Annotated in this window: 19 protein-coding genes and 1 tRNA gene; 17 read left to right on the top strand and 3 right to left on the bottom strand. The window is 57.5% G+C overall.

Annotated elements, in window-relative coordinates; translation table 11 throughout:
* Nucleotides 1-110: 110 nt before the first annotated feature.
* Together rpoD and BLP65_RS04220 are read left to right on the top strand one after the other, a co-directional pair.
* Nucleotides 111-1,919 carry an RNA polymerase sigma factor RpoD gene (gene rpoD / locus BLP65_RS04225; protein WP_092992939.1) on the top strand — a complete coding sequence of 603 codons (1,809 nt, stop codon included), beginning with the start codon at nucleotides 111-113 and terminating at the stop codon, nucleotides 1,917-1,919.
* A 68-nt stretch (nucleotides 1,920-1,987) separates the two neighbouring features.
* Nucleotides 1,988-2,063: transfer RNA gene (locus BLP65_RS04220), tRNA-Ile, on the top strand.
* 59 nt (nucleotides 2,064-2,122) lie between these two features.
* On the opposite strand, the gene BLP65_RS04215 is transcribed toward BLP65_RS04220, so the two are convergent.
* Together BLP65_RS04215 and BLP65_RS04210 are read right to left on the bottom strand one after the other, a co-directional pair.
* Entirely contained in the window at nucleotides 2,123-3,124 is a 1,002-nt protein-coding gene (locus BLP65_RS04215) for a phage integrase (protein WP_092992937.1), read from the bottom strand.
* Nucleotides 3,097-3,507, bottom strand: coding sequence for a hypothetical protein (locus BLP65_RS04210; protein WP_092992935.1), 411 nt, complete (start codon nucleotides 3,505-3,507; stop codon nucleotides 3,097-3,099). The genes BLP65_RS04215 and BLP65_RS04210 overlap by 28 nt, the downstream gene beginning before the upstream one ends.
* Nucleotides 3,508-3,947: 440 nt before the next feature.
* Between BLP65_RS04210 and BLP65_RS04200 the strand changes: the two genes are divergently transcribed.
* The 15 genes from BLP65_RS04200 to BLP65_RS04125 all read left to right on the top strand — a co-directional run bounded on the left by BLP65_RS04200 (nucleotide 3,948) and on the right by BLP65_RS04125 (nucleotide 15,107).
* Complete coding sequence (locus tag BLP65_RS04200; RefSeq protein ID WP_092992931.1) at nucleotides 3,948-4,172, top strand: MerR family transcriptional regulator; 225 nt, start codon at nucleotides 3,948-3,950, stop codon at nucleotides 4,170-4,172.
* Between the two features lie 2 nt (nucleotides 4,173-4,174).
* On the top strand, nucleotides 4,175-4,669 hold the full coding sequence (locus BLP65_RS04195) for a hypothetical protein (protein ID WP_092992929.1): 495 nt from the start codon (nucleotides 4,175-4,177) through the stop codon (nucleotides 4,667-4,669).
* Between the two features lie 201 nt (nucleotides 4,670-4,870).
* Nucleotides 4,871-5,086, top strand: coding sequence for a hypothetical protein (locus tag BLP65_RS04190; RefSeq protein ID WP_139181415.1), 216 nt, complete (start codon nucleotides 4,871-4,873; stop codon nucleotides 5,084-5,086).
* Nucleotides 5,087-5,519: 433 nt separating this feature from the next.
* Entirely contained in the window at nucleotides 5,520-5,714 is a 195-nt protein-coding gene (locus BLP65_RS04185) for a zinc finger domain-containing protein (protein WP_092992925.1), read from the top strand.
* Nucleotides 5,715-5,837: 123 nt separating this feature from the next.
* On the top strand, nucleotides 5,838-6,095 hold the full coding sequence (locus tag BLP65_RS04180; protein WP_092992923.1) for a ribosome modulation factor: 258 nt from the start codon (nucleotides 5,838-5,840) through the stop codon (nucleotides 6,093-6,095).
* 33 nt (nucleotides 6,096-6,128) lie between these two features.
* The gene (locus BLP65_RS04175; RefSeq protein WP_139181414.1) at nucleotides 6,129-6,467 is read left to right on the top strand and encodes a hypothetical protein; all 339 of its coding nucleotides are present in this window, start codon (nucleotides 6,129-6,131) and stop codon (nucleotides 6,465-6,467) included.
* A gap of 9 nt (nucleotides 6,468-6,476) precedes the next feature.
* On the top strand, nucleotides 6,477-6,716 hold the full coding sequence (locus BLP65_RS04170; protein WP_092992919.1) for a hypothetical protein: 240 nt from the start codon (nucleotides 6,477-6,479) through the stop codon (nucleotides 6,714-6,716).
* 23 nt (nucleotides 6,717-6,739) lie between these two features.
* Nucleotides 6,740-6,946 (top strand): major capsid protein, encoded by a 207-nt coding sequence (locus BLP65_RS04165; protein WP_092992917.1) that lies wholly within the window; start codon nucleotides 6,740-6,742, stop codon nucleotides 6,944-6,946.
* A gap of 80 nt (nucleotides 6,947-7,026) precedes the next feature.
* A complete protein-coding gene (locus tag BLP65_RS16615) occupies nucleotides 7,027-8,523 on the top strand; it encodes a thrombospondin type 3 repeat-containing protein (protein WP_217631892.1) in 1,497 nt (498 codons plus the stop codon).
* Nucleotides 8,523-8,849 (top strand): DUF2523 domain-containing protein, encoded by a 327-nt coding sequence (locus BLP65_RS04150; protein ID WP_175452432.1) that lies wholly within the window; start codon nucleotides 8,523-8,525, stop codon nucleotides 8,847-8,849. Before BLP65_RS16615 ends, BLP65_RS04150 begins: the two co-directional genes overlap by 1 nt.
* Before the next feature lie 13 nt (nucleotides 8,850-8,862).
* The gene (locus BLP65_RS04145; protein WP_092992911.1) at nucleotides 8,863-9,888 is read left to right on the top strand and encodes a zonular occludens toxin domain-containing protein; all 1,026 of its coding nucleotides are present in this window, start codon (nucleotides 8,863-8,865) and stop codon (nucleotides 9,886-9,888) included.
* 80 nt (nucleotides 9,889-9,968) lie between these two features.
* A complete protein-coding gene (locus BLP65_RS04140; protein WP_139181412.1) occupies nucleotides 9,969-11,225 on the top strand; it encodes a hypothetical protein in 1,257 nt (418 codons plus the stop codon).
* A gap of 872 nt (nucleotides 11,226-12,097) precedes the next feature.
* Nucleotides 12,098-12,313, top strand: a complete 216-nt coding sequence (locus tag BLP65_RS04135) for a helix-turn-helix transcriptional regulator (RefSeq protein ID WP_092992907.1) — start codon at nucleotides 12,098-12,100, stop codon at nucleotides 12,311-12,313.
* A 234-nt stretch (nucleotides 12,314-12,547) separates the two neighbouring features.
* Nucleotides 12,548-13,219 carry a toprim domain-containing protein gene (locus tag BLP65_RS04130; RefSeq protein WP_175452431.1) on the top strand — a complete coding sequence of 224 codons (672 nt, stop codon included), beginning with the start codon at nucleotides 12,548-12,550 and terminating at the stop codon, nucleotides 13,217-13,219.
* A gap of 235 nt (nucleotides 13,220-13,454) precedes the next feature.
* Nucleotides 13,455-15,107, top strand: coding sequence for a DUF927 domain-containing protein (locus BLP65_RS04125; protein ID WP_245688231.1), 1,653 nt, complete (start codon nucleotides 13,455-13,457; stop codon nucleotides 15,105-15,107).
* A 1,354-nt stretch (nucleotides 15,108-16,461) separates the two neighbouring features.
* On the opposite strand, the gene BLP65_RS04115 is transcribed toward BLP65_RS04125, so the two are convergent.
* Complete coding sequence (locus BLP65_RS04115; RefSeq protein ID WP_092992899.1) at nucleotides 16,462-20,787, bottom strand: tetratricopeptide repeat protein; 4,326 nt, start codon at nucleotides 20,785-20,787, stop codon at nucleotides 16,462-16,464.
* Nucleotides 20,788-21,178: the final 391 nt, after the last annotated feature.

Genomic DNA, 21,178 nt, shown 5'->3' with positions numbered 1-21,178 from the left:
AATAAAACTCGGCAAATCCACTGGCGGATCCAAGTAGAGCGTCTATAGTCTATAATATTGCGTTTTTGCGTACGGCCCCACTCCACACGATTCAACCAGCGAGTGACGCGATGATGGATCAAGAACAGCAGTCTCAGCTTAAGCTCCTGATTGCCAAAGGCAAGGAGCAAGGCTATCTCACCTATGCGGAGGTCAATGATCATCTGCCGAATGATATCGTCGATCCCGAACAGATCGAGGATGTCATCAGCATGATCAATGACATGGGGATCACGGTGCATGAACAGGCGCCGGATGCCGATAGTCTGTTGATCGCCGGCGATGCCGTGAATACGGATGAGGATGCCGCAGAAGAGGCTGCCGCCGCTCTCGCTGCAGTGGATGCCGAATTTGGCCGTACCACCGACCCGGTGCGCATGTACATGCGCGAGATGGGTGCCGTTGAGCTGCTGACCCGCGAGGGTGAGATCAAGATTGCCAAGCGCATCGAAGAGGGCATTGCCCAGATGCTGCAGGCGCTCGCCAGCCATCCGGAAACGGTCAATGGACTGCTGCGTGAATTCGAGCAGGTGGAGCAGGGTAATCTCCGCATGGCCGAAGTCATCGCCGGTCTGGTGAATCCTGATGAAGATGAAGAGGCGGGCAAGCCTGCTGTGGCCGATGCTTCCGCGGATGACGAAGAGGCCGAAGAAGATACCGGCCTGGATGTCGAAGAAGTCCGTGTGCGTATGACGCGCATCGCCGATCTGCGTGACAAGCTGGTAGCCTCCCTCGAGAAGAACGGCAAGGACCACAAGAAGACCCTGGATCTTCGCCAGGAGCTGGTCGCGGCGTTCATGGAGGTCAAGCTCGCTCCCAAGCTGGTAGACCGTCTGGTTAACACGTTGCGTAATCTTGTGACCCGTATCCGCACTCAGGAGCGTCAGGTCATGGAGCTGTGTGTCCGGAATGCGCGGATGCCGCGCAAGGCATTTATCTCCTCCTTTCCGGACAACGAAACCAACCCGGACTGGCTCGATCAGCACCTGAAGGGTGGCAAGGAGTACGCGAAGCACCTCGAGGAGTACGCCGAAGATATTCGCCGCACCCAGAACCGGCTCGTGCAGCTGGAGAAGGAGTGCCGCATGACCATCTCCGAAATCAAGGACATCAACCGCAAGATGTCCATCGGCGAGGCCAAGGCGCGTCGTGCCAAGAAGGAGATGGTGGAGGCCAACCTGCGCCTGGTGATTTCCATCGCCAAGAAGTACACCAACCGCGGCCTGCAGTTCCTGGACCTGATCCAGGAGGGCAATATTGGTCTCATGAAAGCGGTGGACAAATTCGAATACCGTCGCGGTTACAAGTTTTCCACCTATGCCACCTGGTGGATCCGGCAGGCCATTACCCGCTCCATTGCGGACCAGGCCCGCACGATTCGTATCCCGGTGCATATGATCGAGACCATCAACAAGCTCAACCGCATCTCTCGCCAGATGCTGCAGGAGATGGGCCGCGAAGCAACGCCGGAAGAGCTTGCCGAACGGATGGAAATGCCGGAAGACAAGGTCCGCAAGGTCCTCAAGATCGCCAAGGAGCCGATCTCCATGGAGACGCCCATCGGCGACGATGAGGATTCGCACCTGGGCGATTTCATCGAGGACGGCAATGTGCTGTCACCGGTGGACCATGCCACCTCCTCCGGCCTCGGTGAAGCCACTCAGGGCGTTCTGGAGGGGCTCACGGCCCGCGAATCCAAGGTCCTGCGCATGCGTTTTGGTATCGACATGAACACCGACCACACTCTTGAAGAGGTCGGCAAGCAGTTCGACGTGACTCGCGAGCGCATTCGCCAGATTGAAGCCAAGGCGCTGCGCAAGCTGCGCCATCCGAGCCGCTCCGAGACCCTGCGCAGCTTCCTCGATTCCGAGGGAGGGTGACCTGAACCCGCACCGCCGGGTATAATCAATGCGCCCGAAGGCAAACCCTTCGGGCGCATTTGTTTGCAGGGCCTATAGCTCAATGGTTAGAGCAGTGGACTCATAATCCATTGGTTCCAAGTTCGAATCTTGGTGGGCCCACCATAAAAACAATAACTTACGATAACGAGCTAAAAATAGTTGTCCACAAAGTGTCCACCTTGTCATGCCAGTGGGTTCAGATCGAGCGCCTGGGTCAAGTGATCGGGGCTCAAGTGGGCATAGCGCATCGTCATGGTTAGGGATGCGTGACCTAGCAGCCGTTGAAGTGTCAGGATATTCCCTCCGCGTTGCATAAATGCCGATGCGAACGTATGGCGTAGCACGTGGGTTAACTGTCCTCGGGGTAGTTCCCATTCTAGATCGTTAATTGCCCGTCGAAATCCGTTGTAGGAATCTGCGAATAATCGACCCGGGCCGATATCTGCTAGGGTCCGATAGAGGCAATCGGAAATAGGGACACTGCGGTTTTTGCCGGATTTTGTGCGGCCGTAGTCAATCCGGTTGGGGTGTACCTGCTCGGCTCGGAGCGTTTCGGCCTCGGACCATCGGGCACCGGTAGCCAGGCATATACGGGCAATTAACCCGGCGTCGGCATACTCGCCAGTGTCTAGGGCGATCAGTAGGGTAATGATCTGGTCGTCGGTGAGGTAGGTTAGTTCGGTTTCATCGACTTTGAATTGCCGGAGCTTTGCCAGTGGGTTGGGCTCGTGCCACAGATCGAGGCGGGCTAGCTCGTTGAAAATGGCCCTTAAATAGGCATGTTCCCGGTTTAGTGTAGCGGGTGATGTACCGGTCTCGAGGCGTTGGGTGCGATAGGCTGAAAAGTCCGTACTGGTGAAGTCACTGGCAATGGGTGTGCCTAGATTTTGGTCCAGGTTTCGTAGTACCTGCCGCCTGCGTTCTCCGTCTTTTAGGTGGTGTCCGTGCGAGTCCCACCATAGGTCGATTAATTGCCCTAATTTCCGTCTGTCCTTTTTCTTCGGTTCCCATTCCTTGTCTCTTGTCTTGCCTGTAGTGATCCAGGCGGACCACCTTTCGGCTTCTCCCTTTGTTTTGAACTGCTTTCTGTAGCGTTTCCCGTCCCGGCCGTTCGGCCTTACATCCGCTAACCATTTCCCGTTTGACTGTTTGCGTATCACTGGAAGTCGTTGAGTTTTGCGCATGTTTCAGCGCGCTTTTGGCGGTGGAATGCATTGTCGTCGGCTGCGGCTTGCTGTCGCCAAAACTCGCAAATTCGGTATGCGTTTTGATAAGCGGGGGTAGCTTTTAGCTCGGCTTGAGCTTTCTGGTGTTCCCGTTCGAGATTGCGGGCTCGGGTCTGTTCGGCCTGCAGGTTGAATCGCGCTGTGGCCTTTTCAGCTTGTTTTTGCATCTCCATTGTGGCCAGTTGGATTTCTATCCGTAGCCATGCATATCCTGCTAGGGCGGTGATCCCATTACCGATTGCGACTCCTGCCGCTAGTACCAGTATGAGATAGGTGGTGGGCAATCGCCTGGGTTCGTATAAGTGGGCTTTTCGTTCTAGTAGGTCGTTATCAATTTCCATTGCTGTTGCACCCTCCTTGCAATTAGCCAGCTTTCCCGTCCCTTTCTGAGTCCTTTCGTATTTTCTCCAGTTCGGGGCTTATTTGTCCGGCCTGGGGAAGTGTTCCTCCTGTGATTAGCCAGTATGCGTATTGAGGCCACATCTTCACGATTGCGTCGATGTGGTCGTCTCCGACTCGGGTTGTCTTATAGAGCATGTTTGCCCAACGGTCTCGAGACATTCCCGTTCGTTTAGCCATATCGGCGGGGCCGAGTTGTTCGGCATCGAGGATTAGCTGAATACGTTTTTTGATAGAAGGCATTTATAGGCCATAAAAAACATTTGTGTAAATAATACACTGTGTACTATTGACACTATGTTAGGGGGTGTTATTATTACACTGTGTTTTAATTACACGGCCCAAAGGCGCGGACAGGCACCAAAAGGCGAGGAACCAAGATATGGCAATCACGGAATTAGCGCAAATCGAATCATCTCTGGGTGTAGTTCACCCCGAACAATTCGCAAAGCTCTGTGGCGGCAACGTCACTACCGACAAGGTGGAGCACTGGATACGCCGTGGCTATCTGCCCTCAGTGAAAATCGGAAGGGCGCGGTTGGTCAATCTGGTGGCATTGAACCGGGAACTGAGTGTTAAGCCATTCCATATGGAGAGGGAATTTTGAATATGAGCACATACCTCCCCACGGTCATCCTGACCGACGAAATCATTGAAGCCCTCCAGGTCGGAACGCTCACCCTGAACCGGGGTCAGTGGGTCACCTATCAAAGTCTAACTGGTGCAGGTGGCGGTAAAGGTCGTCTTATCAGTGTCAGTGAAAATGGCGTTCGCATCCTCTGGCGCATGGTGCACGAATCCTTCCGCTCCTTTTGCCGCCGATTCAAAAGGGCCGTTACAAAACCGGCCAGAAAACCCCGATACAAATTCATTCAACTGGCGCTAGAGCTGGTTGATCGCGTGAAAAACGTTTGGCTGCGCCGTGCCTTAGACCTGAAACGGTCGATGGAACAGGCCAAAAAGACCGGATGGGCGGTTTACCGTCAATTGTGCGACGCCATCGAACAATTGAGTGATGAAGGTAGCCCGATGGTCCGTTCGGCGGGACGGATGGGTTTTGGGTATTGCTGGCGTGAATGTCGAAAAGCCGGGGTCGTTCGATGAGTTTACGCGCTCAAAAAACCGGCCCAGTCGTATCCCGCTGGATTCTTTACTGGGGTGATTACGTTGTCGGATTCGTCCAGGGACATCATCGAGGGCAAATCTATGACGTGGTACTGGCGAATGCTGTTGAGGGTTTTATTGCGAGCCAGGAACGAACACTGGCGGCGGCGATTCAATGGGCGGAACAGGAATTAAAGAGGATTGAAAATGGCACTCCCACAAATTGAGGGCGGACTTAAAGACAAAACCCGCAAGGTTTATGCCGAAATTCCGGCAGAAAGCTATCTGAATTTCGAAATGGAAGCCTCCCGGCGCGGCGTAACTCCCTACCGGCTGGCTTCCGCGATCATAGCCGAATACCTCGCGGGTGGACTGGTCGAACAGCAACCCGGAACCGATAGGAAAGAGGGGTTTTGACTTTGACCTTCTTCCCTTGCAACGGCTCCGCCTTCGTCCCCTTGCCCGTCGCCGTCACCATCGGTCGCGGGGCCAGTGAAGCGGGACCATTGGCGGGCGCAAGGCAACGAAGTTCGGCGTGCCGCTTGGCCTTGCGCCCGCCAATGGTTCTGCTACACCAGCCACGCATCAGACCGATGGGGACGGCGTCGGGTGAGGGGACGACCCCTTGCCCCGAACCTGAACCAGAGGGAGTGGTGTTGACCTGTCCCTTATCAAAATCAAATGCGTTCGCGTCTGACGCAACAAAGCGAAGCCCTTTTTTTGCTAGCTGCCTAACAATCAATTACAGGGCATCAAGACGCGAACACCCCAAATCATTACGCCGCATCAGTCCGGCACAAAACCGGAAAAGAGTGAAAACCGAATCAGCCCAAATTAATAAGGATCAGCAATGTCGGACGAAACAAAAGACTGCCTCGAATGTGCTGGCTCTGGCGTTATTCGGGAATGGGACGACGAAGACGACGATGAAATACCGGAAGGCGAAGAGTGTCCCAACTGCGGTGGAACGGGCGAAGTTGAAATCAACTTTGTTGAGTGTCCCACCTGCTACGGCCACGGCCAGATAGATGAAGAAGCTTTTTAAGGGAAACCAATGGAAACGTGCAGAGACTGTGACGGCGAAGGGCATTAATGGGACGACTTGGGACCGCATGGCCGATGTTGGCGATGCGGGGGAACAGGGTTCGAGTTGATGGGGTAGCAGTCAATGATCCGCCTCTACTACGACAAGCCGGAAAAGAACATGACGCACGAACGTGGAACCGTCCGAAACCTGAGCGCCTACAGTCGCGGCATGTTTGCGTTCGTCCATAGCCATCCACTAGCGGACAACCCCTATCACTATCCAACTCCGGACTGGGAAGACTGGCGTAACGGCTGGAAAGAAATGCAGCGTATAGCCGCACAAAGAACCAGCGAAACGGCACGGGAAAACGGCCTGAAAATCCCGCATAGCCAAAAATAACCATCAGGCAAAAACCGAATGAGGGTCAAAGCAATGGAAAACATCATCAAAGCAAAAGTCCTTGGCGCACGTCGCGGCAAGATGGATGGTGGCGTCAAGTATGCCTCGATCTACATCATTGAAGATGTGATGAACGAGGACGACAAAAAGGGCGCATTGCCCATGAAGATGAATTGCGAATATGGGCTGCTCGACCATCTGGACGCCGAACATCTCCCCGCCGAAATGGAACTCCAGGTCAAGCTCGACATGGGCGCGGGTGGAAAGGCTGCAATGTACGTTCAGGCTGTGCGGCCCGTCGAAAAAGGCAATGGAGCGGGCGCACGAACCACCAGCGCACCGGGGAGCAACAAAACCGGAACGGAAAAATAACCGGCTGTAATGGCTTACATCGCTACATGTGAGAACTCGTGGGAAACCATTGCCGCGACGGTGGGCTCGGGAAGTAATGCCGAAGAGATCACGTTGATCTACTGCTCATCTGTCATCGCAAATGCTGACCCGCAAACCTTATCCCCTTGGCCAGATTTGACGTATGAGCAAGTCGGCCAGTTGTCCGGGGCTGTACTCACGCTGTTTGCCGTGGCGTGGGTGTTAAAAAAAGTACGGCAACAATTCTGATCCAAACCAAAAAGGTGAAAACCATGAAGACCTGGAAAAAGAAAGTAAGTGTCCTGAGCGCTGGCGTAGCTACCGCCATGCTGTCTACCGGTGCAATGGCGGTAATCGATACCACGGCTGCCGTTGCCGAAATTGATGGCGGCGCAACCGCTGTGTCGGCTATCGGTGGCGCCGCACTGGTGGTGCTCGCTGCTGCCGCCGTCTTCAAGTACGTGCGTCGGGCGCTTTAAGCGCAATGAAGGGCTGGGGCTGCATGGGCGACTATGCAGCCCCTTTTTTTTGTGGGCGGGGAATAACTACGGATAGCAAAATGGAGAAAATAAATGCCACTCGAATGGTTCGTGTTGCTCGTTCTGACTGTTGCGTTTTATATCGTGTTATCGGATTAGTGCTATTGCTGGTGTCGAATGCGGGAATGGGGGTCACAACAACTAACGGGCCAAATGAATTCACTTGGTCGTGTGTTTATAAAGGGCTAGATGCTGCCAGTGTATGTAAATCGGAAAATGACGGGGCGGCTTGTGCGCAATCGGCATATTACTATGGTGATCCGGACGTGTGCGGAACGGGGGGTGGTGCATCATATTATTGGGAGGAGTATGTTGGGCCTTCATCGAGTGGAGGGGGTGAATATAATAGGTATGTATACGGGTATGTTTGCGCGGATGGTCGGGCTCCGGTTGATGGTGAGTGTCTTGGGGATTGTCCAGAGGCAAATACTATCGCTCGGCAATATCATGGTGATAGTGGATATTCGGAGCCATATATTCCGGAGCATGATCCTTATTGTGAAATAGACGGTTGTGAGGCGTATGTTTCGGAATGGGATATTACGGAAGATGCGGACGGGACTTTTTCGATTTATGGAGAAATGAAATATACCGGCGGTCAGTGTGGTGCGGATTTAGACCATTTTAGTTTGATTTCGGACCCTGATGCGCCGGTAACTGGATGTCCAGAGGGTTATGAATTTAATGGCACAACATGTGTCGATCCGAATGGTACAGAGACGGACCCGGTACCACCTGACGCCGATAATGATGGTGTCCCGGATGAAGAAGATGCGTTTCCATATGATCCTGATGAAACAACCGATACGGATGGCGATGGAGTAGGTGATAATGCAGACCAGTTCCCGGAAGACCCTAACGAAACAACGGACACCGATGGTGACGGCGTAGGCGATAACGCCGACCAGTTCCCGGAAGACCCCAACGAAACAACCGATACAGATGGTGATGGCCTGGGTGATAACGCCGATACCGATCGTGATAATGATGGCGTTCCGGACGGGTCGGACGCATTCCCCGACGATCCAACCGAGTGGGCTGATACGGATGGTGACGGCATCGGTGATAACGCGGATACAGACGCGAATAATGATGGGATAGAGGATTCTGAGGAGGAGCCGCCGGCAGAGGGTGAGGTGACGTTTAATGGTTGTGATTCGGCTCCAGTGTGTACAGGTGATGATATTGCGTGTGGCCAATTGCAAATGGCGTGGGAAATTCGGTGCGGTGTTGATGAAATCTTTGGGGCGCCGGATGAGGCGGTTGCGGCGTTAGCCACATTGGAGACTGATGATAGTCGATATTCCGAAATAGACGTGTCGGATATGTTAGTCACAGATGGCGGATGGCTAGGTGATACGGCCAGTTGTCCACCGGCTCGCACGGTTGATGTGTTGGGCGCGGATGTTCGATTTTCATTTCAACCATTATGTGATTTGGCGGGATGGTTGAGTGCGCTCGTTATGATGATAGCGGGCATGGTCGCGGTCAAAGCGGTTGGAGAGGGGATCAACTAATGGCATTACCAGTTATTGGAATGTTTTGGGGTTCGCTGCTGACGTTGATTGCGCCGCTGGTTTATAAAGTGGTTGCCGCGTTGGGATTGGGTTTTGTGACGTATTTAGGGTTGTCATACGTCATGGATGAACTAATGAGTTATATGCAAGGTGCATTATCTGGGTTGCCGTCTGAAATGCTGGCTATGGTCGCGCTTCTTAAAATTGATCAGGCTATAGCGTTGATTGTTTCGGCGTTTTCTGTGCGTGCTGCGATTAGTGGCTGGTCAGGTGGAAAGAAAACCGGTTCTGTTTGGCAGCCACCAGGCGGAAAGTTCCCGGCATAACAGGTAAAGAAAAATGGCGATATGGTTAACTACAGGATTACCGGGTCACGGAAAAACGCTGCGAACCATCGTTGACGTCGAAGAACGGCGCATTAAAGAAGGTCGTCCGGTCTATTACCACGGCATACCGGAATTAAAACTCGATTGGCATGAATTGGCGGACCCGTTCCAATGGCACTTACTGCCGGATGGTGCAATCATCGTTATCGATGAGGCGCAGCAGACGTTTCCTGTTCGCCCGTCTGGCGCTCGAGTGCCCGAACACGTTAGCCCATTCGAGACTCATCGACACCGGGGGCACGATGTCGTTCTAGTCACTCAACACCCGCATTTGATAGATGCTCATGTGCGCAAGCTCGTTGAGCGTCATCAGCACGTAATGCGTCCATTCGGCCATTCCTATGCGGTGGTCTATGAATGGCAAGTATGTGTAGATCCGCAACGGAGAGGTGTGGAGAAGGACGCCTTAAAATCCCGTTGGAAATACCCGAAAGATGCATTCGGTGCGTATAAATCGGCGTCGGTGCATACAGTGCGCAAACGATTGCCGGGCAAGCTGCTGTTACTGCCTTTGTTGGGGGTGCTGCTAGGGCTGCTCTTATGGGTAGCTCAATCGCAGTTATCAGCCGGAGATACTGCGGATACTATGGAAAATGCCGCCAGGGACAACACAAGTGAGTCGGTAAGTTTGTTGGGTCAACAACGACCGGTATCAAATTCAATTCGTCAGGTGAACGAACCGTATCAGGGCTATGAGTTAGCCGCTATCGGTTCAATCAATGGTCGATTGATGTTCGCTGCCGAGCGGGATGGAGAATCTTACCACCTCGATCAGTACGATTTACGAAATGCGGGTTATCTGGTCGAACCGCTTTCACGGTGTTTGGTGCGGTTAGGCTATGGGCCTGTGATTCGATACGCTCATTGCCGGGGCCGCGGTGATCCACAGCATGAAAATAAACCTGCCTGGACGGAACCCCGGCCGACCGACGCGGGGCGGGAGCCTGCGAGTGGGGCGCGTCGGTCGGCTCGGGGGTAATCAGACGTGCTTGTAACACGTCTGGTCTACGAAAAGTGGTTAGGCGAATTCGCCGCCACTAACTGCATGTAGGGGGACGCATGGCTAAGGCAAAGAACTGGGATAGGTTGAGTGCCGCGACGTTGGAGCCAGCAACGGATGGGCGGATTTTCGTTTCAGGTGCGGCGGGGGGTAAGTTGTTCGATTTGTCGTCGGTTTTAGTGTGTCGGGCGGGCGTTGATACAGTCCGGCAACTGTATCGGGGCATGTTGCGGGCCGATGTGCTTGCAGAGTTGGAGGTAAGCGGTGATAACGGCGGTGAAATTTGGGAACAGACGGCGTGGGGACCGGTGCACGTGGGTCGTGCGCCAGTCGGCAGCGGGTATAAGCATAAGTTTCAGTCGAATGCCGAAGGCTTCACAGTCCTGATTAAATCCCATTTCTGTGTGGAAGATGCGCCAGGGCCTCACGTGAAGATTGAACTATCGCCGCATTTCATCGCGCAACGTGGGGTTAAGCAGATTCAGGAACAGCTAGATTTACTGGCGAATTACTTTGTGGGTGATTGGAAAGCGGACGGGGTGGCCGTGCATCTGGCAACCGATGTGCAAGGTTGGAAACCACCGGAAGACATGCGCCAAAAGTTCGTGTCACGCGCTCGGGCAGTACAGGACTGGTCAGGGATTGGAGAGGTTGAGATCGCCGGCCTACGCGATGTGTGCGTGATGTACGGGGACAGTGATACTTATCTGTGGGGTAAAGCGGATTCGCTGCAATTCACGGCCTACCGGAAAGATAAGGAAATCGTCAAACGGGATAAGGTCGACTTCTGGCACGATGAATGGTTAACTCACACTTTTGGTGGATTCGACGCTGACGCGCCTGTGTGGCGCTTCGAGGCACGTTTTCATCATCAGGTGGTGCGGGAGATTGGAAACGGAATGGGCGTGGAATTGGCCCGGTTTGATCAGGTGGCTGAACATCTGACTGACTTCTGGCGCTATGCGCTGCAACTGAACCGCCTGGACTTCACCAGCACGTTTATTAATCCGTTCTGGCAACTGCTGCGGGATGATGTTGAGTTCTATCATCCAGCATCGCGCCTGGAAATCCGGCGTACAAAGAAAACCGATACCGAAGGGGTAGGGCGTAACTATGGCAATATCCTGGGAAACCTAATCACCGTGGGCGCTCGGATGGGTTGGAATTTGGATATCCTGTGGACTCAGGTTAAGCGGCTTGGCTTCTTTCCGGATATTGTCTCGTTCTACCGTTCACGGGGCCGCAGTGAAACGGAATTGCGCGAATGGATGGGGCGGGGATTGTTCGAGCGACGATTACTAGGTAAGGCCGCATAGTGTCCACCATTTGTCCACAAAAAAGGCGCTAACAGGGATTAGAAGGCGTTAAATATGTTTGTAACGCATTGAAACAACAGGAATAGGCGTTGAGGGGCGGCTAAACAATAGCACTCATAATCCATTGGTTCCAAGTTCGAATCTTGGTGGGCCCACCATAAAATCAATAGGTTGCTTCAATTAACCAAGACGTAAGATCAGGTATTTTCCTGTTCGGTCGCAACATGGTCGCAACTTCTTCATGAGTACCCCCCCAGAGCAGCAATCTCAGGCGAAGTCCCCCACGGTGCAGGATCTGGTGGCCAACAAGGCACGGACACGACCCGAACCCGGCGCACGGGCCGTACAGACCGCATGCCGGCGACCAGAAAGCCGTCGAGCCCTCCACCAGAAGGCCGTCGAGTCCTTCGGGCTCGGCCGTTCCGTCGCGACACGGAGCTCAACAGGTAGCCTCCCCTGATGATCCACCACACCCGCCAGCTTGGCTTCGGTGAGCCGACGCAGGAAGGGCAGGTAGTTGGGGCGGAAGCCACCCCCTACCACGCAGAATCCGCAATATCCGCAGAAGTCCTCGCTTTGTTGGGTTTTTTAGCATAACCCCCAGATATACCCCTTGTGTTTGTTGCCAGACCAGTCAGGTCCAAAAAAGGGGGTTGCACTACGAGGAAGTTGATTGTAGTTTGAAAAAAGGTCGCTCGTGCGCCGGGAGGATACGGCGTTACATGGAGCGGGCGACCGATTCGCGCACCATTGTGCGCGAGCGGACTGGACGCAGGACAGCGAAACGAGTCGACGATTAAAAATCGCTCGGCCGGCTTCCTGTGTCTAGTTGCGCCCAAGAGCTGGCCGAGTCTAAGAAGAGGAGAACTCTTATGACTGGTGCGGCCAGCTGCAATCCGAATACCCTTCGTTTCCTCCGCCTCCGTGATGTGTGTAAGCGGACGGCTCTGAGTAAAAGCACTCTCTACAACTACATCGCCCAAGACCGTTTCCCGGCTGCGGTACGCCTCGGCGCCCGTGCCGTGGGTTGGCGCGAAGATGAGATCAACCGCTGGTGCAGCGATCCGACTGGCTGGACGTCGGAATAAGGAGGCTGCGACATGTCGGATCTCATGTTGGAGTTCTTGGACGCCATCCGTGACGCTGGTTTGGAGCCCCCCGCCACGGTTGAGCCTGGCAAAATCCACCGGTTTCCGGGAGAAGGCAAGTCCCGGAAAAATCAGGCAGGGTGGTGCGTGTTATTTCAGGACGGTCTCGGTGGGTGTTTCGGCGATTTTTCGACTGGGCTTTATAAACTTTGGCACCCCAAAGCTCAAGGTCGATTGTCCCGGACTGACAGGCTCGCCCTGCGTCGCCAAGCTGCCCATACCAAGGAACGGCTTGAAAAAGAACGCCGGGAAAAGCAGGCCCAGGCGGCCCGCCGTGCGGTGGCACTCTGGAACGACTCTCTCCCTGCGACCAACCTTCACCCATACCTGATGCGCAAGGGGATTACGGCTGGTATTGCGCGTATTTACAAAAGCGCTCTCGTCCTTCCGGTCACCGATACCCGCAAACGGATCATATCGCTTCAATTTATTCGAGAGGATGGCAGCAAAAGGCTACTCCCGGGCGGTCGGAAAAAGGGGGGCTTTATCCCGGTTGCGGGCGACCTTTCGATGGGACAGGTGATTATCTGTGAAGGGTGGGCCACCGGCCGCACTCTGGCCGGAGATAATCCCGATGCGCTCGTGCTGGCGGCAATCGATGCCGGCAACCTCAAGCGTGTCGCACTGGCCATCTGTAGCTGTAGTCCCCAGGCGGAGATCATTATCGCTGGCGATGACGACCGTCAGACCCGGGGGAACCCGGGTGTCCAAAAGGCGATGGAGGCCGCACATGCCATAGGGGGGAAAGCTATTTTCCCTTCGTGGCCGCCGAACGCGCCCGATGACCTGACGGACTTCAACGACCTGGCGGCACTGTGGTACGAAGCGGAGGTGGCTCATGACTAAGGGTTCCGTTAACCAGCCGACACTCCCCGCAGAACAGGTACGCCAGGAAGCTGAGGGGAAGGGGGGAGCCGAGGGGAGAACGCACTCTGACGCGGGTTTGCGCCGCCCCCTGGGCTTTTCAGTCTCGGGGGACGGGGGGGCACTAATCGAGGCTGTTACCCCGGACCCTCATCCTGACAACCCTTCCGAACCTGCGATCGATCGGCCTAGCTTTGCCGTCCACGACGAGTCGCTCATGTTGGGTGAAAAGCTCATGCCCCCGGGGCTCTATTGGCATGGCTGGGGGCGGGGTGATGATCCGGAGCCCATCGACTTCTGGATCTGTACCCCCATCCATGCCATCGCCCTCACCGAGGGCGAGTACGGCAATAATCACGGATTGTTGCTTCGCTTCAAAACTTCTAGCGGCGCATGGCGGGAGTGGGCGGCACCTCTCTCCATGCTGGCCGGGAGTGGTGAGGAAATCCGGCGTGAGCTGTTGGACATGGGCGTTCGAATCGACCCTTCGAATCGTAGCTATCTGAGCCGCTGGCTCATGGAGCAGTTTCCGGAACCTCGCATGATTGCGGCCACCCGGACGGGCTGGCATTTGGATGGCAAATCTTTCGTCCTCCCGCAGGGGACCATCGGTGACGATAGCGTGAGGTATCAATCGGAGCATCCAGAGCACGATGCCTACACGCGGCGCGGCACCCTGGAGTCCTGGCGTACCAATGTGGCTGAGCCGTGCGGGGATAATCCGGTTTTGGTTTTGGCTTTATCGGCAGCCTTTTCCGGACCGCTGTTGCGCTTGGCGAAACAGCAGGAGAGCGGCGGCGCGGGCATTCACTTTGTGGGTGACTCCAGTTTAGGGAAAACCACCGCCCTCCAGGCGGCCGCGAGTGTTTGGGGTGGTCCGAATTACGTTCGCACGTGGCGTGCAACGAGTAACGGCATGGAGGGGACTGCGGCCGCGCTGAACGATACTTTCCTGCCGCTGGACGAGATCAGCGAGTCCGACCCCCGTGATGTCGGCTCCATTATCTATGCCCTCGCCAACGGCCAAGGGAAGCAGCGCGCCAACCGCGCGGGGCGAGCGAGAAAATCGGCCCGTTGGCGCCTTGTGGCACTTTCGAGTGGTGAGCGTTCTTTTGCAGCTCATATGGGTGAGGCTGGGCGCCAGCCCAAGGCTGGGCAGGGGGCACGCCTACTTGACCTCCCTGTGACAGATCGGGCCCACGGCGTTTTCGATGAGCTCCACCAGTTTGCTAACGGGCGAGCTTTCGCGGATGCGATGAAAAGGGCGACCGACCAGCACCACGGCCATGCAGGACCTGCATTTGTGGAGCACCTGTTGGCTCATGATCGAGATTTAGCTGAATGGTGGGCAGGGACTTCGACTCTGCCTGGTTTTCAGTCGGAGAGCGGTATTGAGGGGCGGGCCGCTGCCATCTTCGCTCTGGTTGGAATGGCCGGGGAATTGGCGACCGAGTACGGCATTACCGGGTGGCGCGCCGGGGAGGCTATGGAAGCCGCAATCGAGGCCTACCAGATGTGGCGCCGATACCGCGGAGACGGATTAACGGAGGACCGGCAGATCCTTCGCAACGTTCAGGAGTTCATCGCGCGCCATGGAGATAGCCGGTTTTCAGCGATCCATTCTAGCGACTCGGTGCGAGATCGCGCTGGGTATTGGAGGGACATCGGGGAAGAGCGCCAGTGGCTACTCAACTCGGCGGGCCTGAAAGACGCCGCGCCCGGATTTGATCCGCACCGGATAGCAGACGCCCTCGATAGAGCCGGATGGATCGTCGAGCGCGAGAAAGGGAAGCGTTCCAAGAAGGTTTGGCTCGGAGGCCAGTCGAAACGGTTCTATATCATTCGCCCCGGCTCGGAGGAGGCATTATGAGTTTTGCCGAGGTTCTGAACCGGATGGGGGCATCTTACATCCCCCATGCCCCCCGGCATACCATGGCCGGGGGGACGGAAAAACAGGCGGAAATTCAGGCATATACCCCGCCTACCCCACTTCCCCCGGAGCAGTTGCCTCGCCATCCTGCCGAGTCGAGCGTTTCACTCAACGAAGCTCTCAAATTGGCGTGCGAGGGGCTCACCGTTGAGCCGAGCCAAATCCGCGAACGCATGAGCGGGTCGGACGTCAGCGACTGGCAAAAAGGCAAGATAACGGACGATGAGCTGCGGGGTTTTGCTCGCTTGGTGGCAGACCGCTGCCTTATCGAGGCGGGGAGACGTCCGTCGCACTACACCCACCCGGCAGTCTGTGCTGGCTGTGGCCCTGTCTGGCTTTGGAAACCCATGCGGGTGGAGGGGTGTCCGTGGTGCGACAACCGTCGCCACGGCAGACTCATCCCCCGCCCCGAGCAGGTCCAGTGCCGAAGCTGCAAACACTTTACCCGCACAGGAAGCCCCGGAGTCGGCCATTGCATGGTGGGACAACCGAAAACTCCCACGAATCTTTGGGAGTCGGCTCCCCGCTGGTGCAATTTTTTCGTTCCGCACCGCGGCTCCGAAAGCTAAAGGAGGTGCCTACAAGGGCTGAGCCACGGATGGCTCACTCGGCCGGAGTCAGTTCAAGTGGTAGAGAAAAGTAGAGGTCCTTGCCGAGACGACCAGCTAGGGGGTAACTAGCTGGGCGGGATGCTGTGCGGCGGATAGCCGCGCACGCGGACCTTGACCCGACAGCGGGTCTGGCAGTCGTCGGTCACTCGCTTTTCAATTGTTGCCATAAGTATGATGAGCGCTCTCACAACTCCGCAGGCGGGTCTTGCAAAGAGAGCCAATCTGTCGCTGAAGTTCCAGGACCATTCGAGATTAGGACTACCTACCTCGGACGAAGCGAGTTGATGGGACAGGTTGGCGACCTCGGTACTACGAAGAGTGAACGCCAAGCGACCCACAAAGGCGGCGCGATATTTCCGCCTAGGACCGGCCCAGGGTGGGACGCTTTTGCGGGCGCCTGAGCCGGGCCTTTTTAGAGGCCAGGGGCCGGATGAGCGTGTTCTCCGGGCCGCTTACCACCAAGGTCAGGAGCAGCCGTTTGCAAGGCCGGAGACCCATGGTCTGTCCCCATTTATGGGTGGTCGAACTGGCGCGGCGCACGGCCATGAAGGGTGTGAGGTGGCTGCTCAGGTGGGGATACGCTACTCGCGTAGCCTTAGGTCCGGTGGGCCGCGTAGCGGTCGAAGCGACGCCAAGGTCATCGTCACTCTCTACCGCGAACCACCCGGCGGGGTGGTCGTATGCTACGAGATCGGTTCGATGAGCCGCAGCAGGTGCCCCTGGACCTCGGACATGTGCGGTGTCAATGGGCGGGGACGCCGTGCCAGGTCCGCTTCGAAATGCCGCAAACCACGGCCAGCACTCTGATGCAATTCTGCACGTTCTCCAGAGGCCTCTTCGCAACGGGCGCGGATAGCCCAGGCGAACGCCACTCGGTCCTCGAAGAGCCCCGACCGGGACTCAAGCACCGAAGACCAGATATCGCAGGCATCCCGGCTGTGCCGGAGCGCCGTGTCGTGCTCCCCCGTGATGAGCAGGGCCTCGGCTAGGATCGCAAGGCAACCGGCAAATTCAGGTGCAACGACACCGCCGCGTGGACCGGCGCGGAGCTGTTCGTAGCGGGTCGTGGAGGCGCGAGCTAGCTTGGCTGCTTCGGCTGCGCGGCCATGGCGTATGAGTGCATGTGCGTAGTTGGCGCCGGTGCCTGCGGTCAATTCGTGCGAGACCATCGGACGGATCTGCTCCAATTCCGCGCTTATGGTGTGCGCCTCTTTGGCGCGCGCCACGGCATCCCCGTAGCGCCCCAAGTCGCTGAGGTGACAGGCGAGATTGCTGAGCGACATTGCTACGTCGGTGCTGAAGACATTGGGTCGGGCGGCGGCTAACCCCTCATAGATACCATAGGCCTCCTGGGTGCGGGCTAAGGCCTCCTCATACCGCCCGAGGTCGCTCAGGCAAGTAGCGAAATTGTTGAGCGACATTGCCAGTTCGGCGCGGAAAGCATCGGGTCGGGCGGCCGCCAACTCCTCGTAGATGTCATAGGCCTCCTGGGCCCGCTCCAAGGCTTCCTCGTAGCGTCCGAGGTCGTCCAGGCGATTGGCCAGGTTGTTGAGCAAGCCCGCCAGTTCGGCGCGGAAAGCATCGGGTCGGGCAGCAGCCAACTCCTCGAAGATGTCATAGGCCTCCTCGGTCCGCGTCAAGGCCTCCTTGTAGCGCCCTAGGTCGCCCAGGTAATTGGCCAGGGTGTTGAGCGAGGCCGCCAGATTGGCGCGAAAGGCATCGGGTCGGGCGGCCGCCAACTCCTCGTAGATGTCATAGGCCTCCTGGGCCCGCTCCAAGGCCTTCTCGTAGCGCCCGAGTTCGCCCAGGCGATTGGCGAGATTCTGGAGCGAGCCCGCCAGGTTGGCACGAAAGGCATCGGGTTGGGCAGCAGCCAACTCCTCGTAGAGGTCATAGGCCTCCTGGGCCCGCGTCAAGGCCTCCTCGTAGCGCCCGAGTTCGCTCAGGCGATTGGCGAAGGTGTTAAGCGAGACCGCTAGGTTGGCGCGGAAGGCATCGGGTCGGGCGGCGGCCAGGTTGCGAAACGTCACATAGACCTTTTCGGCGTATACAAGCGCATTCTCATAAGAGCCGATATTCCGCAAATTGACGGCAAGGTTGCCTTCCGCACTGGCAGCCATGGCCTCGGTCTGCCAGTCGCGGCGGGCCCTCGTTTGCAAAAGTTCTAGGGCGCGCCGGCACGCATCGACTGCTTCTTCGTGATTTCCGACGTCGCCTAGCCGCTTGCCCAACTCCAGATAGGCTTTGAAGAGCTGGACAACGGCTTTTTGGCCACGGGGCCGGCCCTTGTCCGCCAACCGATTGACCCTGACCCGCGCGGCGACGAGGGCCAACTCCCTTAAGGAAACGGTCGCGCGCGGTAGATTCAGGTGCATGGCGACCTGGTGCTGCCTGCCCTTGGGGCTCTGTTCCAGCACGGCGGCCATTATCCGGCCAATGGGATCGCCAATCTCGATGGCGATGTCCACGGCGCTTTGCGCCTGCGCCTCCAGGTGGCGCTCCAGGCCTCGGCGCAGCCACTCTTCATCGGTGGCGTTGGTGCGGGCCATACGGGTCAGGACCGTCAGGGCGCTCCTCGCCACTTGTTCGTCGGCGCCAGCGCACAGGACGACATCCAGCAGCTCGTCGTCTTTGATGAGTTCCTTTACCACGAGCCGCTCCCCTAGCAGGTCCGGACGTAGAGCGTCGATACCCCCCCGTAGTGGATAGAAGGCACCCAGCAGCCGGAATACGGTCTGCTTTTCCGCGTCGGTGCAGTGGTGAAGTATGGGCGCGGCGGCGACAAGGGCTCGCGTTGAGCCTGCGCTCCGGGTCCCGCCCGCCAGGGTGATGAGGGCCATGGTTTGGTCGACGCCATCGGCGACGAGTGGCCTGAGTTCGGCGTCCGCCGCGGCCTGGTGCCAATAGCGATGCTCCCGGCGCAATGTGGCATCCAGCAGGCCGGTGACAGTGTCGGGCTGTTCGCCGAACAGGGTGGCAAGGGCGCTTAAATGGATGAATAGGACCTGGCCGAAGTGTGGTTCGCTCAGATCGGGTACCGGGCAGCCAGCCGAATCGCGGTGCAGTCGCTCGGCGAAGGCGGCCAGTGCCTCGCGAAATACCTCCTCCCTTTCGGTACCCTCCAGTCGTACCGGCGTTAATGGATAGGGGCCAGTAACGGCGCCCCCGGTGAGAAAGCCATCGATGGCTGGATGGTCCTCCGGGAGGTGGTCCCACCAGTCACCGGCGGTGCGGGCCAGGAGCATAATGCGCACTCGATTTTCTGGGGGCGCATTTAGGGCCGCCCTAACCAGCTCGATGACCTCCTGGCGGCGAGCCTCCGCGTAGTCGACGACGATTAAGAGGCGGGGGGATATGCCAATCAGGTTTGCAGCGCGTCGCGAGAGGTCTTGGTTGGCTCCACTTTGCAGGAAGCCGGCACGCCAGCCGGCCGCCTCGAGCTCGTGGCATGCCTCCAGCATCAGCCGCGTTTTTCCCGCACCGCCGCTTCCAATGCGCAACTGCAAGGCCACCGCTGGCTGGCTGTCCGCTTGCGCCCAGTGCAGTACCTCTTCCAACAGGGGGCGGCGCGACGGGTGAAACGGGACGCTGCGCTCCTCGGCACGCAGGAGCTGACTTTCGGCCAGCCCACAGCCAGGTTGCCAGCGGGGCTCACGCAGCTCCAGTAGGTCGTCGAGCTGCGGCGGTGTCGCCTCTGCAGGGACGGAGTCCGGGGTATCTGTGGCCGGGATGCAGGCCGGCAAAGGCGCGGGGGTCCGCTCCGGGAGAGCGATGGCTAGGGCCTCGGCAACGCTCCTGGCTGCATTGGTCCAGGTGAAGCCGCACCGCTCCTTTAGCAATTCGTGCAGCATACGGGCATCCTGCTTTGCGCGCTCCGGAGCGGCAGCGATGCTCAGCAGGGCGGCGGCTACCTCATCTTCGTCCTGCTGTTGGAAGTTGTCCTCACCCTCCCCTTCCTCTTGGCCGCGCACATCGATGACCTCCAAGCAGCCGAGGCCGGCGCCACCCAACTTCTGATCGACGAGCTGATAGACGCCGGTGCCACGGCTGACCACGAGCGGTACCTGCGCTGCGACAGCCTCCCAGCCGGTCAAGCCGAAACCCTCGTGCCAGGAGAGCATCATGGCAACGCTGGCGCGGGCCAAGGACTCGAATACGGAGGCGCGGCTGTCGTCATAGGGCAGCGGCACCAGCATGAGAACGCGCCCGGCCTTTTCGGCAGCGAAACGGCGCAACGACTGTTCCTCCTCGCCTCCCGGCTCGGGGATGCCAATGACGTGAAGGCGGGCGCCCTGCAATGCGGCCGGACCACCCGGAGAAGAGGCCTTCTTGCAGGCTGTTGCGAAGCCGGCGATTGCGAGCCTCCCCTGCTTGATGCGGTCGTTCTCCGGGTCCAGGCGGCCGAAGACCATTCCATTGAAGGTACGCGGGAGTGGCTGTGGCTCGATCTCGGCGAGGCCGGGGATCAGCATGGATACCTTCTGCTCCGAGCAGCCCGGGAAGTCCAAGACGCGGTCGTACAACAGAGGCCCAACCCCGAAGACGTGGTCGGCGGCCTTGAATATGTGCTTTTGCCGATCGTACTTCTTCTTGGCCTCCTGTCCCGCACCGTGCTTATAGGACTGATAATCGATGTAGCTCATGTGGTGAATGACGGCGGAGCGGCCGAAGCCGGCGGCACCCGGCAGGGAGACAGCCAATTCGCCGGTGATGATGTCGTGCCCCACCCACCACGTCGCCCCATCGGCCTTACCTACCGCGTTAACCACATCCGTGGCACGGGAAACCTCGAACAAGCCGTGGTCGCGACTAGCGCCAATTGAGAGCAAATGTACATTGCTGCGGCGGGCGTCCTCCACGTCTTCAGGTTCAGCCTTCAGGACTACGCAGAGGACCTCGGTAGTCGGCGTCAGCAGGACGCCTAACGCCTTGGCCAGATCCGTGTTCAGTGCGTTGATGCCGCCGAACTTCGGTCCCCAAGCGTCCGTAATGAGAACAATGCGCGCCATAGAAAATGATCCGGTTATCTAATCGCGAGAATCCTTGCATACTACATGGATTGCGGCAACGCCGGAGAAATCGCCGGTGAAAAGGGGGCGGAGGGTAAATTTTGACCAGCTTTCCGTTCCGTCATTGGAACGACCGCTCAGGGTCGATAGCGGAATTCGGGGCAAGCCCACTCCAGTTTAAGGGCCCAGTGACCAGCTCCCAAGTGAAAGCGGATTTTGCTCCGAAGTGTCCCGCCAGTGTCTCATCAGGTGGAGGAAGATATTTAAAAGACAGTGACTGATGTGGGTAACTACTTGAAAAGATTTGTGCCGAGGGTCGGAGTCGAACCGACACGGGGTTGCCCCACCAGACGGGGCTGGGTTCAGGATGACTGGGACGAGCAGGAGTAGC

The sequence above is a fragment of the Thiohalomonas denitrificans genome, assembly GCF_900102855.1.
GTDB lineage: Bacteria > Pseudomonadota > Gammaproteobacteria > Thiohalomonadales > Thiohalomonadaceae > Thiohalomonas > Thiohalomonas denitrificans.
The sequence above is the reverse complement of the archived record's forward strand: the minus strand, read 5'-3'. Positions and strand labels throughout refer to the sequence as shown.